At 29.5% G+C, this 18,197-nt stretch carries 16 protein-coding genes, 1 pseudogene and 1 riboswitch; of the genes and pseudogenes, 16 read left to right on the top strand and 1 reads right to left on the bottom strand.

Annotation, left to right across the window (positions count from 1 at the left end):
* From ABV008_RS16135 to ABV008_RS16070, 14 genes and pseudogenes are all read left to right on the top strand, one after another.
* A partial coding sequence (locus ABV008_RS16135) for a TRM11 family SAM-dependent methyltransferase (protein WP_352420874.1) occupies positions 1-683 on the top strand: 683 nt, incomplete at its 5' end.
* A 611-nt stretch (positions 684-1,294) separates the two neighbouring features.
* Entirely contained in the window at positions 1,295-2,578 is a 1,284-nt protein-coding gene (locus ABV008_RS16130; protein ID WP_352420873.1) for an RNA-binding domain-containing protein, read from the top strand.
* A gap of 32 nt (positions 2,579-2,610) precedes the next feature.
* Positions 2,611-2,775, top strand: a pseudogene (locus ABV008_RS16125) (stalk domain-containing protein); the annotation flags it as partial.
* 546 nt (positions 2,776-3,321) lie between these two features.
* Entirely contained in the window at positions 3,322-3,738 is a 417-nt protein-coding gene (locus tag ABV008_RS16120; protein ID WP_352420872.1) for a hypothetical protein, read from the top strand.
* Positions 3,739-3,972: 234 nt separating this feature from the next.
* Positions 3,973-4,785 (top strand): methyltransferase domain-containing protein, encoded by an 813-nt coding sequence (locus ABV008_RS16115; RefSeq protein WP_352420871.1) that lies wholly within the window; start codon positions 3,973-3,975, stop codon positions 4,783-4,785.
* Positions 4,786-4,839: 54 nt separating this feature from the next.
* Positions 4,840-4,929: riboswitch (SAM riboswitch) on the top strand.
* Between the two features lie 114 nt (positions 4,930-5,043).
* On the top strand, positions 5,044-5,358 hold the full coding sequence (locus ABV008_RS16110; RefSeq protein ID WP_352420870.1) for a hypothetical protein: 315 nt from the start codon (positions 5,044-5,046) through the stop codon (positions 5,356-5,358).
* Between the two features lie 432 nt (positions 5,359-5,790).
* Positions 5,791-8,487 carry an MrcB family domain-containing protein gene (locus ABV008_RS16105; protein ID WP_352420869.1) on the top strand — a complete coding sequence of 899 codons (2,697 nt, stop codon included), beginning with the start codon at positions 5,791-5,793 and terminating at the stop codon, positions 8,485-8,487.
* Entirely contained in the window at positions 8,462-10,894 is a 2,433-nt protein-coding gene (locus ABV008_RS16100; protein ID WP_352420868.1) for a DUF2357 domain-containing protein, read from the top strand. Before ABV008_RS16105 ends, ABV008_RS16100 begins: the two co-directional genes overlap by 26 nt.
* Positions 10,878-11,180: a topoisomerase DNA-binding C4 zinc finger domain-containing protein gene (locus tag ABV008_RS16095; protein ID WP_352420867.1), complete on the top strand. Its 303-nt coding sequence runs from the start codon at positions 10,878-10,880 to the stop codon at positions 11,178-11,180. The genes ABV008_RS16100 and ABV008_RS16095 overlap by 17 nt, the downstream gene beginning before the upstream one ends.
* 414 nt (positions 11,181-11,594) lie before the next feature.
* On the top strand, positions 11,595-12,461 hold the full coding sequence (locus ABV008_RS16090; RefSeq protein WP_352420866.1) for a toll/interleukin-1 receptor domain-containing protein: 867 nt from the start codon (positions 11,595-11,597) through the stop codon (positions 12,459-12,461).
* Positions 12,462-12,731: 270 nt separating this feature from the next.
* Positions 12,732-13,280, top strand: a complete 549-nt coding sequence (locus tag ABV008_RS16085) for a 7-cyano-7-deazaguanine synthase (protein ID WP_352420865.1) — start codon at positions 12,732-12,734, stop codon at positions 13,278-13,280.
* Positions 13,273-14,265, top strand: coding sequence for a hypothetical protein (locus tag ABV008_RS16080; protein WP_352420864.1), 993 nt, complete (start codon positions 13,273-13,275; stop codon positions 14,263-14,265). The genes ABV008_RS16085 and ABV008_RS16080 overlap by 8 nt, the downstream gene beginning before the upstream one ends.
* 2 nt (positions 14,266-14,267) lie before the next feature.
* On the top strand, positions 14,268-15,173 hold the full coding sequence (locus ABV008_RS16075; protein ID WP_352420863.1) for a CBASS oligonucleotide cyclase: 906 nt from the start codon (positions 14,268-14,270) through the stop codon (positions 15,171-15,173).
* Between the two features lie 19 nt (positions 15,174-15,192).
* Positions 15,193-15,765 carry a hypothetical protein gene (locus ABV008_RS16070; protein WP_352420862.1) on the top strand — a complete coding sequence of 191 codons (573 nt, stop codon included), beginning with the start codon at positions 15,193-15,195 and terminating at the stop codon, positions 15,763-15,765.
* Between the two features lie 395 nt (positions 15,766-16,160).
* Here ABV008_RS16070 and ABV008_RS16065 read toward each other — a convergent pair whose 3' ends face one another.
* Positions 16,161-16,703, bottom strand: coding sequence for a YkvA family protein (locus ABV008_RS16065; protein WP_352420861.1), 543 nt, complete (start codon positions 16,701-16,703; stop codon positions 16,161-16,163).
* A 312-nt stretch (positions 16,704-17,015) separates the two neighbouring features.
* Between ABV008_RS16065 and ABV008_RS16060 the strand changes: the two genes are divergently transcribed.
* Complete coding sequence (locus ABV008_RS16060; protein ID WP_352420860.1) at positions 17,016-17,612, top strand: DUF1819 family protein; 597 nt, start codon at positions 17,016-17,018, stop codon at positions 17,610-17,612.
* Positions 17,613-18,191: a DUF1788 domain-containing protein gene (locus tag ABV008_RS16055; protein WP_352420859.1), complete on the top strand. Its 579-nt coding sequence runs from the start codon at positions 17,613-17,615 to the stop codon at positions 18,189-18,191.
* The last annotated feature ends 6 nt before the right edge of the window (positions 18,192-18,197 follow it).

The raw sequence follows: 18,197 nt of genomic DNA, 5'->3' as shown, positions 1-18,197 counted from the left end.
TCCCCAATAGGGGTAATTGGGCGACTCATAGTGGCAAATATAGAGGCAATTGGTCTCCATATATACCAAGAAATATTATCTTAAGGTATTCGAAAAAAGATGACATTATACTAGATCAATTTTTAGGAAGTGGAACGACTTTGATTGAATGTAAACTGCTAGAGAGGAAAGGTATAGGAGTAGACATAAATCCAGAAGCTATAAAATTAGCAATGGATAATTTAAGATTTAGTAGAAATAAGGAATATGAACCTCATGTATATAATGGGGATGCTAGAAGACTGGATTTTATTGATGATAAAAGTATAGATCTAATATGTACTCACCCACCTTATGCTAATATTATTAAATATAGCGCTAATTTGGATAATGATCTGTCCCTTTTGGATATTGATGAGTTTGTGGAAGAAATGAAGAAAGTAGCTCAAGAGGCGTTTAGAGTTTTGAAAGGCAATAAATATTGTGCAATATTTATTGGTGACACTAGAAGGAACAAACATATGGTGCCATTGGGGTTTAAAGTAATGCAAACTTTTATTGATGCAGGTTTTTTATTAAAAGAAACAATAATTAAAGAACAACATAATTGCAAGGCGACTGGTTTTTGGTACAATAAAAGTATTGAGCACAATTTTCTACTGATAGCTCATGAATATCTATTTATTTTTAGAAAACCTAATTAATTCTTATTCTCAGAAATTAATCTTTCATTATATAATCATCTACTCTTATTATACTTTAAAAAGCAGATAAGCCTTCGGTTAATTCTTATCTGCCTTATAAATAGCCCCTATATTTAAAAGGCCAAACGGTCTTTTAATTCTGATCATGCTTTTTCTTCCCACCAGCCAAAAGCAACTCTCGCATATATCTGAAAATCCCCCGGTGACAAAAAAATAGGGAAAAGGAGCTTCCTGGGGGTATGATATACATGCCTTGAAAATCATGCTTTGTAAGGGTTTCACTTGGCTCAACCCATCTCACAAGGTGGAATTTGGGGAAACTATTCTACCGAAAATATTCACACCTTTAGTCATGAGTTCAGTGAAATAATCGGCATATTTCATTATGGCCTTTGGTTGTTTACTCATTTCCCTTAGCATACTATTACTCCTAACTTTACATTCTCATAATGATATTATATGAAACAGCATAGGAAGTTGTTCAATATTCAATTTATCAGTTAGTAGATATTTATAATAGATTAATTTATCGAACAATATCGAACAATCGATTAATAAAGTCGTTGTTTATTAATCGATTAACGGTTATAATACTACTAAAGGAGGTGTTCGTGTTGAATTTAAGAGAAACAGAAAAAATCGAATTTAAACGAGAGCTAAATGAATCCGTAAAAAAGGAATTAATAGCTTTTGCTAATACTGATGGAGGAAAAATATATATTGGAATTGATGATGATGGCAAAGTTATAGGATTGTCGAATGCTAAGCAGGATTTAGAAGCTATTAGTAGCATTATAAGGGATTCAATAAAACCAGATTTAACTTTGCATACTGCTATTTACATAAGAACAATAGAAGGAAAAGAAATATTAGAAATAATAGTCTCTAAAGGAACAAAACAGCCTTATCATTTGGTGTCAAAGGGGCTAAAGTCATCAGGAGTATTTGTAAGACATGGAATTACATCTGCACATGCTACTGAAGAAGCAATTAGACAAATGATAATAGAAAGTGATGGGCTAAGCTTCGAAAAAGCGCGTTGTATTAACCAAGAATTGACTTTTGAGTATGCAAAAGATGTGTTTAATGATAAGGGAGTTTTGATTGAAAAGTCTCAACAAAGAACTTTAAGTATTATCAATGATGATGGATACTATACGAATTTAGGCTTACTACTATCTGATCAATGTGAACACTCAACAAAGTGTGCAATTTATAATGGTAAAACAAAGTTGGAATTTAGAGATAGAAAGGAATTTGTTGGATCTGTATTAAAACAATTAGATGATGTATATGAATATGTAAATTTATATAATAAATTAGAAACTAATTTTAAGGGTCTAAACAGAATTGATAGAGCAGACTATCCTTATTATGCAATAAGGGAAGCTTTAATAAATGCTGTCGTGCATAGAGATTACAATTTTAGTGGAAGCACTTTAATTCATATATTTGATGATAGAATAGAGTTCGTTTCCGTTGGAGGACTTGTTTCGGGGCTTACTATGGAAGATATAATGTTAGGAGTATCAGAAACTAGAAATAAAAACCTTGCAGCTTGTTTCTATCGATTAAAGCTTATTGAAAGTTATGGGACTGGTATACAGAGAATTTATGAAAGCTATTCAAAGTATGATCTAATCCCAGAAATTAAAGTATCTGAAAATGCCTTCGTTATGGTATTACCTAATGTAAATTATAAGGAAAATTTAAATACTAATGAAGAAAAAGTCTTAGATATTATTAAACAGAAAGAACCTGTAGCAAGAAGAGATATTGAGTTAGAGATTGGCTTAAGTAAATCAAGTGTAAATCTAATACTCAAAAAATTAATAAAGGAAGCCAAAATAAAACAAGAAGGGAAAGCTAGAAATACAAGATATTCCATTAAATAAATAAAGATTAATAGAGCGTGTGACAAGGATAGCTGGAATTTCCACGATTAATTATTGGGGAAAAATATATAGTAGTAAACGGTGAAAAAGTAGAGAATGATACTGCAGCTCTTGTAGTTGAAGGGAAGACCTATTTACCAATAAGAAAAGTAATAGAATCTTTTGGTGCAATAGTTGATTGGAACCCTAAAAATAACAGTGTAGAGATTACTACAATAAAAGATAAAAACATATATACAGCAGAACACCTTGAAAGCCTTGTAGCTTCAACTGAGTGTGATGCAAAGATAGAAGAGTTTAGAGGAAAAAATAATTCTCGTAGAAATGGTCTCTTGAAAGAGGAGGGTAAATACTTCGATATGTATTATCCTAGCGATGAATATGGCAAACAGGTAGCAAGATTTCTAGCTCCATATATGGACAAGGTATATATGATTTTTACTACTTCAAATCGAATATGATGATTCAAAGCATATCACATGCTTGAATCTGTCATTCTATGCTATCTAAAGCTAATTTTAAAGAGTTTTAGATAGCTTTCTATTTTGAAATATCATGTAGCTAGTAAAACAATAAAAAAATAGCAGGAAAGTAGCCTATAAATGTCAAATCTTACATAACAAGAATATTTGTTATATATAAAAAACTATTCTATTTTTTAAATATAATTGTTCAGAGGAACTGGGTGTGAGCAATGTGGGATATAGAATAGATATTGATTAGTTTATTAGGAGGGGAAGAAAGTGGGAGAAGGTTTAGTAAAATGGGAGCATCCAGTAGACATAGAAAGTAGGGGGAGTATCCTTCTAGTTCATGGTACAGCACCAATGAACATAGATGGTAATATCCCAGGATGCGATTCTAGTTACCTTTTGGGGTGTATGTCTTTGTACAAGGAGTTATCAAAAACATTAACTAATGGTGGATGGAGCACATTGAGATACACTCGCAGTGGAGTAGACCATGAATCAATAAACTGGGATGAATACATGAAAGTAGACCATTATGCTATAATTGATCAATTAAACAGGTTATTTAAAGAAATGCCTAGTGATAAACCAAGAATTATACTCTGCTGGAGTGGTGGAAGTCTTCATATTCCACATTTACCATTAGAGGAAGCACAGGGGGTTGTTATTGTTGGTGGACTTTGTTACTAATCGAATTCATAATGCACTACTTAAAACTTTCTAATCTGGCTATTTGTTGTTTTAATCGACGATATTATAACTGATGAATGGAAAGTTGTCATCCATTTTTGTTTATAAAAATATTAAAAGATATCCTTCATGCGGAGAACTATTTTAATCAATATAAATGTTTAAAAATCAAGGGTTGTTAGAAATCACTATTAAGATTTTTGACAATACCTAATAAAAACAGGGGGAATTTTGATGACAAGTGAAGTAAGAAAATATTATGATGAGAATGCAGAGCTTGAATGGCAGAGATTAAATAATCCATATTCAATGGTAGAGTTCTGTTCGACTATGTATCTAATTAAAAAATACTTTCCTAAAAGTGGTGAAATTATTGACATTGGTTCAGGTCCAGGAAGATACTCTTTAGAACTGCTTAAAATGGGATATAGGGTTAGTCTTTTGGATTTGTCAAAAAATGAGCTAGACATTGCAAAAAGAAAGGTTGAAGAAGCTAATTTGATTGCACAAAACTACTACTGTAAAAGCGCATTAGAGCTTGAGTTCTTAGAGGATGAATCTTTTGATGGGGCTTTAGTAATGGGCCCATTATATCATTTACATAGCTCTGAAGATAGAATCAAGGTATTAAGAGATACCTATAGGATATTAAAAAAGAATGGTGTAGCACTCATATCATATATCAACACGTGGGGAGCACTCAAGGCAAGTGTAGGGGAATTTCCAGATGTCTTTAAAGATATAGAGCATTTTGACAGATATAAAAATGGAGATTTAAAGTTTTCATCAGAGGAAAGCTTTACTTCTACATATTTTACTACACCTCCTTTAGCCTTAGATGAAATAAAGAAATCTGGATTTGAAATAGTATCATATGCTGGTGCAGAAAGTTTTTTAGCAGGACTTAGTTTTCAGGTGAAAAACTTATACCTGTATATGCCTGAAGCATATGAAAACTATTTTAAAAAAGCTACAGAGTATTGTGAACTGCCTCAGTATAGAGATACTACAGAGCATCTTCATATAATTGTGAAGAAAGCTGAATAATATAGTATAATGCATTTGAGTTGATATGGTATAATAAACATACAACTAAAAAGCAACTTATCAAGAGTAGGGGAGAGAATTAGCTCTGTGATCCTACACCAACCTGCTATAAAAGTAAGGTGGTTCAGCTAATACCGATAAGGAGGTGCGTATAATGAATTTTAGAGATAGTCCTTCTTAATTGAGTATTGAGAAGGATTTTTTATTTTTGAAATGCATGGTTCCTATGTAATTAACTATATTTTGGAGGGGATTTATATGAATACTCAAGGATGGATAAGAGGTTATATTGCTCACAATAGTTCAACTGATAAGTTTATTAATCTTATTTTAACTACAATAAGCAAGGAATTTGGATATGAGTTTCAACTAAATGAAACCATAGATGATTTTATAATTTCTATTGACAAGTATGAAATAATTATTGATAAAGAAACCGCTAAAAAGCTACAGAAGAGAAGTCCTTATGCATTAGACAAATATATTTTAAATATCCTTCAAGAGCAAGGTTTAGAATTTGATAAAAAAAGAAGTCAGTATGTAAGGTATTGTTATGATATTTTTGAGATATAAAGAATTTTAAAAATATCTAAAAAAGATATCTATAAGAATAAAGCGATATTATGTAAAAAAATCAAAATTATATAAAATAGATGCCTATTAGGTAAATTAAGATTATGTGTACCTAGGCATTTATTTTTTTATAGATGATTTTATTAAGATATCAGTCTATTATTAAGAGCTTTTTGAGAAATACGGGTATTTATAAGAAAAAATTTATGAGTATTAAGTAACTCTTGAAGAATTAGATTTAATACTATGATATTTAAAGAAATGAGAAAGATAGCTATTGAATACTAGTTATGAATAATTAAATGGAAATATGAAGGAAAATAAGTTGTAGTGACGAATATTCTAAGTAATATGTGAAAAATTGACATCATTATTAGTGATACCTAATTATGTTTATATAGCTAGAAGAAAACTTAGATAAGGAGCGATATTATGCCTGCTGATAACATGAGCTGGGTAAGGCCGTCAGACAATAAAAGTTTGCTTGGAAAGAAAAAAGTAGATTTATTTATTTTTAAGTATGGGATACACATTCCTAAAGAATATCATAAAGATTTCTTAAGTATTATTCCATCAAAATTTATTGAACTAGGAAGCAGTGAAAAAGTAAAGCTAATATTTGATGATAGAACTGAAGAAGTAGAGTTGAGGAATATAAATAGTCAAGGACGTTCAGGAGATACATTACAGATAAGATATGATGCAAATAAAGATTTAATTAAATATCTGATAAATAAATTTCGAACAAGCTATGATTACATTATAAAAAATCAGGGAAATAGTTCAAAAATAGTAGTTCCAAATGAAATAGCTGAATATATTGAATTCTATAAAACAGATAATCCATGTGAGTACAAATTAATCTTAATTAGCAATAGTGAGATTAAGGCCAATTTTTTAAATTACATAGGTGAAAAAGGCACACTAAATAACAGTTTATATCAAAAATCATACAAATTAGTATTTTTACTAGCATTAATCAACAATGTAGATAATGAAGGAAAAGCAGAATACGATATAGTTTGTAAAGAAATTTTGGATTTTTACAGAAATAGACATGAGCAAGGTTTATTAGTTGAGCAAAACGATAGCAAAATACAGACTGAGATTGAGTCATTATCTTTAAACCTTATTAAATCCACAATGAATGAAAATGCATATAAAGTTGTTAGTGATAAAGGATACGTTATTAAGAAAAACATTGGGGGAAAAGAAAATATAGCATTCAACCAAGATTTATGGCAAACTCTAAATAATAATGATTTGAAGCTACTAGAAGAGAACTTAAGAGAAAAGTTACTCATCTATTATACTACAAGGGTAGAAAAGGAAAAGAATTCAATGATTCTAAAACAATATTTAGAAAAAATAATGAATAATTACATAGAAGCAAAAAATCATGAACCCTTTGCAGGACATGAGCTTGGACACATTTTTAGAAAAATCCTACCTGAATATTTTACTAAATTAGATTTTATAGATTCAGATCAATATACTATTACTGGCTCTATTGGACAAGGTAACTGGGCAAACATTCCATGGATTGCTTTAATGAATAGAAAAAGCACAACATTGATACAGAGTGGAGTTTACATTGGATATCTGTTTTCAAATGACATGGGAAGATTATATTTGACACTAAATCAAGGAGTGACAGAACTTAAGAGTGAATTAGGAACAAAGGGAGCTAAACAAAAACTTGTTGAAAACGCAAAGAATATAAGAAAAAGAGTGGGCATGGATGCTACAATTGCTTCGCAAAACATAAAGCTTGATGGCGGAAGTCTTGGAGATTTGTACGAAGTAGGAATAATAGGGGCTTTTGAATATAACATTGAATCAATACCGGATGATGAAAAACTGATAAAAGACCTTAAGAAAATGGTAGAGTACTATGAAAAATACTTAAATAATGAAACAGAAATATATGATGGGGAAAAGAGTGATGAATCCATAATGCTAAATGAGCCAAATGAAATGAATTCTGAGGAAATAATACAGTACATTCATAAATACATAACTTCAAAAGGATATACTTATAGCTTAGATACTATAAAAAACTTCTATCTTTCATTGAAAACTAAACCTTTTGTTTTGCTTGCAGGTATTTCAGGTACAGGGAAAAGCAAACTGGTTGAATTATATGCCGAAGCTATAGGTGCAAACGTAGATAATGGCAGATACAATCTCATACCTGTACGTCCTGATTGGTCTGACCCCTCAGATTTACTTGGATATAGAAATATCCAAGGCTTTTTTCAGCCTGGTCCTTTAACTAATATAGTTAAGAAAGCTGTAGATGATACAGATAGCTTACCTTACTTTATTTGTTTGGATGAGATGAATTTAGCCAGAGTAGAGTATTATTTTAGTGATATTTTATCAATTATTGAAACTAGAAAAGGCAACGGAAGAATAATAACTAACAGATTGTTAAAAGATGAATTTTTTGGTGATGATGAAGAGTCAAAGGCTAAATATAGCTATTTATATATACCTGATAATTTATATATTGTTGGAACTGTTAATATGGACGAAACTACATTTCCTTTTAGCAAAAAGGTATTAGATAGAGCGAATACTATTGAATTTAACCATGTTAAGCTAAGTGTAGATTTTGAAAGCTTAGAAGATCATATAGATGAATTGAAACCATTAGTACTTAAAAATGATATGCTGTCATCAAATTATGTAAAGCTTAAGGACTGCATTGATGAAAAAGAACATATAGAAGAAGTCATATATATATTAGAAAAAATAAATAGCAAGCTTGAAGAAGTAGGCTTACAATTTGGCTATAGAATTAGAGATGAAATTATTTTTTATACTTTATACTCTATAAAAGAAAATCTAATGAGTTTTGACATGGCAATGGATTATGCTATAAAGCAAAAAATATTGCCTAGAGTCCAAGGAAGCAATTTTAGCATTAAAAGTGTACTAATAGAGCTATTTAAGATATTCATCAATAATACAAGCAGTCAATATGATCCTTATGCAAATGATAATTTTGAGAAAATGCACAGTTATATTAAAAATAACAATGTTAAATACCCTCTATGCGCAGAGAAAATATGCAGTATGATTAGGAGGCATGAGGTTGATGGCTTTACAACCTTCTGGGAATAAACAAGTAGAACTAGTTTCAATAGAGACTGAAAAACTATACTTCACTATCAAAGGTAAATACCGTGACACAGACTTTGATTATTCTGAAGATGTCTTTAAAGATATCTTATTCTATAAATGTATACCAGAAAATGAACTAATAAATATCAGTACATATAGCGAAAAAGTCATGTTTTGGGAATATCAAGATTATCAAATCATAATTGAAGATAAAGGCAATCATGCTATAGAGTTTTATCATGAGAATAAGTTAATAAGAGATCAAATTACCTATACCACTAAGAGTAATAGGGTTTTGGCTGGTAGTATTAACTTTAAAAGCGATATAGGAATGACTGAGTTTATAATATTAGTCGATAATAAGGAACATCTATTTATAAGAATTGAAGTATTTCCATCAAAAATTGATTATAAAAAAGACTATTTAAATATTCTACTAGATGTTAATGAAGAAATATATAATTTATCCTTTGATTTCTTAAAGAGAACTTATTTAAATATGACTTTGAGTGAAAAGGAAGGTAATAGCTTAACCGAATTTTTTAGTATATTTAAATATATTTATGATAATTTAATAAAGTCAATCAATGTAATCGTTAATCAACCTCATCACTCACTAGTGAAAGAAGAAAGAATCTTGCCTTATCATAAACTAAAGAAAACTTCTAGTGAAACTGTTAGATGGCTTGAAAAGAACACTACAAGTCTAGTAAAAATAGACAATAATTATATTCCCATAAAAGCACTAAATACTAATAAAACTGTAACAGTAGATACATATGAAAATCAATATCTTAAGTATATGATTGAGATGACTATAGTAAGATTAGAAGAACTAAAACGTAAATATAGCTTATTATACAGGGCAGATGATGAAGTTTTTTTAAATAGAGTTAATACTATGGTAAAGAAACTAAATTCATATATTAAGAGTTCTTTTTTAAACAAAGTAAGTAGTTATCAACCGAGAGAATCTTTTTCCTTAGTATTTAAGATGGCACCGGGGTACAAAGATGTATATAAATACTATCTCATGCTAAAAAAAGGTTTAATTATGTATGGTGATGTATTTAAAATGTCAATGAAAGAAATGGCTACACTATATGAGTATTGGTGCTTTATTAAGATAAATAGTATATTGAGAAAAAAGTACAAGCTAATACAAAATGATTTAGTAAAAATCAATAATAGTGGAGTCTTTGTTACTCTTAAGAAAGGAAGCGAAACGCAGGTAACTTATCAAAATCCTAAAAATGGCGAACTATTTACAATTTCATATAACTCATTAATGAAATCTGAAACTATACCACAAAAGCCTGATAATGTGTTTAGTATAAAAAAAGATGGAAATGATGTTGTTTATAATTATATATTTGATGCAAAGTATCGTATTAATTTTGCCAATCAAGGTAGTAGATATAGAGAATATTATAAGAAACCAGGTCCCGAAGAAGATGACATAAATACAATGCATAGATATAGGGATGCTATAATATATCAAAAAAGCCAGGAATCTAATATAGAAAGAAACATATTTGGTGCTTTTGTATTATTTCCTTATAATAATGAACAAAAATATCGAGAACATAAATTCTATAAAAGTATTGATCTAGTTAATGTTGGAGGTATTCCTTTCTTACCTAATTCTACAAAAATAATGGAAGAATTCCTTGATGAGTTAATCGAAGAATCTTCATTATCAACATATGAAAGAAGCCTAAAGCAAGTTGGACAAGAATACTACTTAAAAGATCAATACTTCTCAGACAGATCAGTCTTAGTTGGCTCGTTATCAAGTAAAGAACAACTACATATAAATTTAGAGAATAAATTTTATCATACTAAGTTAAAAAATGTAGACTTGAATAATCACTTAATAAAAACTATTGCCATAGGCCAATCAAAACGATTATTTGGAAATTATGCAGGAATTAAATATTATGGAAATGTTAAAGATATTAAATTAGTTAAAAGAAGTGAGATAAAAGAGATACCTAAAGAATCTGATGAATTATATATTAGATTTGAAATAGAGGAATGGAAGGAACTAGATAGGCCATTAAGAGTTGAAGGTTTTCAAGTAATAAGAGTTCTATATACAACAGATTATTTACTGAATAATTCTGAAACAGTTTCAGAGCTGTGTATAAAAGATAAAGAAGAATTTAGACTATGGATGGAGCTGAAGAGGCTTGATATAGAAGTAAAAGCTGTAGCTCAGGATAATAACATATCTAATAGCACTAAAATTAGAGGATTTAGTTATAGTAATAAAGATATATACATAATAGATGATATGATTCGTGTTATATCAAATGGAAGGCCAGTAGAATTTACAAGAAAAGATTTTAGAAAAAATCCTAAGCTAATTGTTAAGATGATAACGCAACTTGAAGAACATCACTGAGTTTACAATTCAGGTAGTTAAAACAATAAAAAAATATACAGAGAAAGTAATTTCAAAAGATGATGTTCAAAAGATCTATGAACTAATAATGTCAAAGAGAATAACTGATGAGGATATCACTAGAGATCATGTACTAAATATTAAACAGTCAAAACAGGAAAAAGAACATAAAATAGAAAACAATATATGTCCATGGTGTGGTGGTGAATTAAAAACTCGAAAAGGTAAATATGGTACTTTCAAAGGTTGTAGTAATTATCCAAAATGCAAATTTACTGCAAAATAATCGTTAGTTTTTTTACTTATTTAGATAGTAGATATTAAGATTATAAGTATTGAGTATCAATAAACATAAGTCGAGAAACCTCGACTTTTTGTGTTTTTTGAGTAAAAAGATAACTTAAATAATAGATTTTGTAAAAAAGAAGGGAAAGTTTAACATGTATAGAATTATATGTGTAGATGAGTGGTATTATGTAATTATAAATCCTTATTATATTGGATTAACATTTTGAGGTATGCATTTGCGAAATGGAATCAATCATTAGAGAAATAGATAAACAGGCTAATGAAACTTAATTAGATAAATAAATTAATATTCACGAGCTACAGCTCACAAATACTTTTCAAACTATAGTATTAGTGAAACTGAGTCCTGAAATAATATGTTATCTGAGATTATATATATGGAGGGAAAATGATGAGTTCAATTTTTTTAAGTCATAGCTCAAAAGACAAGTTTTTCGTGCGAGAATTAGCAGAGCATTTAAAGGAGTACGGGGTTAAAGTGTGGCTAGATGAAGCAGAAATAAAGATAGGGGAATCACTTACAGAAAAAGTAGGAAGGGCTATTGATGAGACAGATTATGTAGGTGTAGTTCTTTCTAAAAATTCAATTAACTCTGAATGGGTCCAAAAAGAATTACAAGTTGCTATGCAGAAGGAACTTTCAGAAAAGAAAGTAGTTATTCTTCCTATGTTGTTAGAACATGTTGAAATGCCACCATTTTTGAGAGATAAACTTTATGCAGACTTTACATCTCCTGAAAGATATAATTCCACTTTTCCCAAGATACTAAGCGCTATGGGAATTAGTGTTAAAGAAAGCAAACCTATTGTTGAAGAAATAATCAAAAATGAATTAGAAATTGAAATGACTGCAAATGAAAAATGTTTATCTGATTTTGAAGATATTCGCATAATAGGACTAGATGAATCTAAAACATATAAGCCAAATCCCGAAAAGCTATTGTATGATATTTATTTAAATCTTTCAATGCGTCCACCAATGGATTGGCGCGATATTTTTATGGCGGAGCGTAGTTTCCCCAGACATACAATGTGGAGAAAAGCATGGATAGAAGGTGATTGTATAGTTATCTATTGTGTACCTGAGGAACTTGAAAAATACCATCTAAATGATTTAAAACAGGATGTAGCCAATTCTAATGCAAAGTATAGAAAATACCTTTATGAAATGATTCGAAAAGAAAAGGAAGAGCAAATAAAGAGGAATCAAGAAAAGGACAATTTAAGAGATCTTAAAAATCGCCTTAAATTTGAGTAGTTTTGAACTCTGATATTAAAAAGAGAGAAGTCAGGAGTACTTCTTAATTATATATAAGATATCATTATTGCATTAATTGGCGGAGCAGTTGGAACAATTATTACTATTTTATTTTGTTAGCAGTCAACATTAAATTTAGAATGGAATGGACTTTTGCTTGTGACAACATATAACAAGCTATTCACAAAAGTGCAAGAAGCTTTTTAATGAAGAATGGGTCTATGTATGTAAAATCATGAAGTTCGAGTAAGTTGTGAGGTAAGGATGATTATGAGAGCGTATATATTATTAAGTGGTGGATTAGATTCTATGGCAGCTATTAATTTTTACATTGATTTAGGTTATGATGTAAAAGGCATATTTTGCGATTATGGACAACCATCAAGAGTGCAGGAATATAAAAGTGCAAAAAGAATTTCTGATTATTTTAATATTGATTTACAATACTTACATCTTCCGGATTTAGATATTGATGGAGGTGGAGAAATTATTGGCCGTAATGCCCTCTTGGTATTACAGGTTTTAGCTAAAATTAAGAGTGATTGCTATAAGATCGTACTTGGAATACACTCAGGAACTTCTTACGTAGATTGTTCTGAAATTTTCGTACAAAAGATTAATGATGTAATTGATTTATACTCAGGTGGTAAAATTATATGTGAGGCTCCTTTTATTAAATGGATTAAACCTGAAATAATAGAATATATTATGTTAAAAAGCTTGCCATACCACTTGACTTATAGTTGCGAATATGGGTTAGATCCTCCTTGTGGAAGATGTTCGTCATGTCTTGATAGAAAGGAGTGGCCTAATGAATAACAAAGTATTATTTTATAAAGATAATCCTATAATAATCCCTTCGTTTTCTAGTAAAGGAAACATGTTGATAAGTGATGGAGAAAAAATTATTTCTGACAATCATGAACTGATTTTGATGTTGGACAAGTATTTATATCATACCTATTTAATCAGTTCATATGATGTATATTATAATTTAATGCCAGATAATATCGATGAATATCCATTAACAGATTTTCTATTTGTAGATAGTGGTGGATATGAAATCTCAGATTCTTATGACCTTAGTGAAAAATATAAGTATAATTATCATATATGCGAATGGAATATAAAAAATATGATAAAAGTCTACCAAAAAATATATAAGTCAAGTTTGTTTGATAGTACTAAACTGGTGCTTACTACATTTGATTGCCAAGTAGATTTATATAATCAAATAATGAAAGCTGGTTTATTGAAGACTGAATTTCCAAACGCTACTATAGACTTTTTAATTAAGATTAAAGATGATTTCACTTCTTTTTATCGCCAATTCGATCAATACAAAGAAGAACTTATGAAATTCAGTATAATTGGCATTACTGAAAAAGAACTTGGAATAACGCTAAAAGACAAACTTCTAAATATTATAAAAGTTCGTTCTACTATGGATTCTCTTGGATGGGAAGGTTCCATTCATATATTTGGAGGACTAGAACCTAATGTCTTAACTTTGTACTTTTTAGCAGGTGCGAATATTTTTGATGGATTGTCTTGGCAAAGAGTTAGATTTTCTAATAATTCAACCTTGCATAATCCTAATAATTATATGATTGATAGAAGTGAAATTGATAATAAGTACTGGATGATGGCTAATAATATACTGGATTTATTAAGTCTTGAAGAAACTCTAAGAGATTATTCTATGAATAATGATATGAAAATGATCCGTTCTTTGCTTTGTAATATTTTACAGGGAAAAGGATTATACATTAATCAAGTAATAGAAGCTATAGGGGGGATATAATTATGTCTGGTAGTAGTGGATCTAGCTATAGAGATGTTAATACAAGTAGCAAAATCAATACTAGTCAAGAAGCAGTAAGTACTTCCGAGTTAGAAATGGAAATAAATAAATTACTTGAAGAACTTTTGAAGCATATAAACGATAGGGATGTTGAAGCTATCAGAACGCATTTGAATGAAATTGAGAAAACACTTGGCAAAGAGATAGAAGGAATAGAACAAATTTTATTTGGAGGATCTTTATCTAAAAAAACTTTTGTAGAAGGAATCAGTGATGTGGATGCTCTAGTAGTGATTAAACCAGATATAGCTAGTGGTCTAACCCCTAAGGAATTGCAAAATAAATTTTATGATTTACTATTACAGAGGTTTCCTAATACTGAAATAAATAAAGGTATCTTAGCTGTTACAATAAAGTTCTATGATTATGAAATTCAGTTATTACCTGCTATTCGTGAAGAGGGAAAAATTAGAATTGCTTCGTCAAAATCATTAGAATGGTCTCAATTAATAAATACAACAGCTTTTACAAGTAAGTTAACAGGTATTAATAAAATAAACTCAAATAAGGTAGTTCCAGTAATAAAATTAACTAAGCATCTTTTAGGGTTATTACCTGAAAGGTACAAACTATCAGGATATCACATTGAAGCGTTAGCAGTAGAAGCTTTTAATGGATACAACGGAAGAATAACTTTATTTGATATGACAAAACATTTATTAAATATTGCTGAAAAAAGAATTCTTAAACCAATGATAGATATTACTGGACAATCAGGTAATATTGATCAGTATTTTGGAGAAAAAAATAGCCTACATCGGCAGTATGCTTCTAAACAGATTCGAGCATTAAATGGAAAATTTTCAAATCCTGCTACTATTAACTCAATAAGAACATTATTTGATTGACATGGTGGGTGAAAAAATTATGAAAACAATTCTAGATGAAGCTAAGAAAAAGAAACAGACATTTGATATGTTGGCTTCTATGCATTTTAAAATGAGGGACTATTATAATAAGTGGAATACAATTTTTGACAGTGTTGAAATCTTATTTTCTGTACTTATATGTGGGTTTACCTTTATTAATATTGATGATTACTTTAATTTTGACATAAAAAACATATCATTTTTATTAGGTTTCACTTCTATATTGCTGTTTGCATTTACCTTAATAAAACAAAAACTAGACTTTAAGAGCAAAGCACAAACCCATATACTTGCAGGTAAAATGTATTCTAAAGCTAAAGTAGATTTGGCACAAAAGATAATCATGTGGGAAAAGAATTGTACTGATGATAAGCAAATATTAGATTACTTAAATGAAACATTTAAAAATTTAAATAACTTGGAGCAAGTACCTGAAAACAAGTTTCACAAGCTAAAACATTATCATAAGCATAAAGTTGAATTCAGTAAATTTCTAGATGATAATAGTAGGATTCCTTATTTATTATGCAAAATAAAATTTTGCTTTGAAAAAATAAAAAGGAAAAAGTAGAACTTGATAATTAATTTAGTTGGGACTTGTATCAGACACTTAATATATTAACTTATTGTGATATAATCTATAGCTAATTAGGTTTTAAGATAGTGGTTTATAATACTATGGTTTATATTTTGAGCAAAATATAAAAGTGAGTTGCATCATATTGAGCACACCGTCAACTGAAAAGTATAATTCTGGCTTGCTATAAAATGAATGTGTTACTTTACTCATATAGTATCAAGTATATGAACAAATGTTGGATTACAAATATATAGACCAACGGAAATATTTAATTAGTATAATATTGTCTTACACTGTACTGCTAAGGAGATGGGGTTAATGTGGCACATTATTAGGTGCGACAATAAACCTATCTTCTTGATATTTTAACTGGAAATAAAATAGAATTATTTAATTAACGGTTCATCATTTTTTCCAAGCGCCCTAGGGATGAGTTCTTTAACAATGAATACAAGTAGGTTATCACATTCTTTTACTAAGGCTTGCAAATTACTTAACACATTAGGATCGCCATACCAGAATTGTTGAATATATTCTTGATCTAGTTCATTTATTAAAGCGTTTATAGTAGTTATTGCAACAAAAGCATCATCTATAAGTGCCCAAGCTCCTAATGCATCGGGTATGATATCGATAGGGCTTAAGAAATATAAAATAGCATATACAACTTTTCCTTTATATTTTTTGGGGAGCGAGGGGTCTAAAGATATTTTCCATAGTAAATAGAATAAGTCTGGAACTAATAAAATTATACTTTTCAAGGTATCTGGGCAATTCTTGTCTTTACTCCAAGAATCTATCTTTTTACGTAGTTTTTTATAAAATGCTTCATTTTTTTTCTGACTTTTATCACTATGAATGTTTTCAACGTAAGGAACTATAGCATTTTGAATAGTTTGATTTCCCATTAAGTCATCTTTATTGATCATAGTTTATACCCCCATTTTTTATATCTTATACCTTAATTCTACAATATCAATAAAATTCCTTCATAATAAATGGTGGGAGTGTAAAATTCTTTCTTTATAGACTAAAAAGAAATATTAAAGTATGTGATAATAATAATTCATTCATTCTTGTAAATGCCCTTTAAGAAGTTTTTTCTATAATTAATTGGATATATATAATTAGTTTTAACCCCAGTCGTCTTAGCATTTTAGATTATTTACTAGACAACCACCCCCACAATGATATAATATAACTATCAAAGTGGCCCATCTGAAAGGAAGTGATTGTAAAATATGTTACAATATACATCGATTTTAAAAGCCAGGCCATTTTTATATCTAGAATTAAAGAAGGCAGTATCCTTGAAAATTCAAGGCTTTAATGAACAGGATATAAAAAACAAGTCATTAGAAGAAAATATTTTCTCTGTCAATACAGAAACCAGAAAAAAAGAAATTGCTTCAGCAGTTATTAGTAGAATACAAGTATTAGATGATTACATATTAGATAAAATCGTAAATGGCAGCCTACAAACAAGTAAACAGCTAACTATTTATAGCATACTCAAAACAGACAGGCTTTTTTTTGAATTTATGAAGGAAGTCTATAGGGAAAAGATTTTGCTAAAAGATTTTAATATAGATGACAAAGATTTTAATATATTCTTCAGAAGAAAAGCAGAGCAAAGTGAAAAAGTTGCATCATGGCAGGACTATACTTATTATAAGCTTAAACAAGTATATAAAAGAATTCTATCAGAAGCAGGATTCATTAAGAACACAAAAAATGAAGTAATGATCATACCTCAGATAATAGAGGAAGAAGTAAAAAATCATCTAATAGATACAGGTGATAGAGTATACTTAGAAGTCATGTTGGGGGAGATGTAAATGGATATATATGAAAGACTAGACAGGATTCTTCCAAAGCTACAGGAGAAGAGATTTAGAGAAAACAAAGGACTAGGCAATGAAATAGGTTACTATATATTTGACTATGACCCTAGTGATGAGCTTATAGTTAGGGAGCATATTAAATACCTAAAGCAGAAAATAAATAATGAAAGCTCAGAAATAAAAATAAAAGAGTTCGACCTATATGAGATCATGTTAGATGTTCTAGAAAGCAAAGGGTACTTAAACAAGGTTCTTGATATGGAAAAACAAAAAGGCACAGAGCATATACTAAACGCTATTAAGAAAACCCTTAGATTAACCCAAAATAATGATCTAGTAGTAGAGTATATAAGAGATAGAGTAGAAAAGAATGACATAGTATTTTTGACTGGAGTAGGAAAAGCATGGCCTATTATCAGATCTCATACAGTTTTAAACACACTACATTCAGTCATTGATGAAGTACCACTCATAATGTTTTTTCCAGGGGTATATGATGGGCTTGAGCTTAAGCTATTTGACGAAATAAAGGACGACAATTATTATAGGGCATTTAAGTTGATTGAAAGATAAATGAAA

It is taken from the genome of Proteiniborus sp., from assembly GCF_040308045.1.
GTDB lineage: Bacteria > Bacillota > Clostridia > Tissierellales > Proteiniboraceae > Proteiniborus.
Note: the sequence above shows the minus strand (reverse complement) of the source record. Positions and strands in the feature narration are given on the sequence as shown.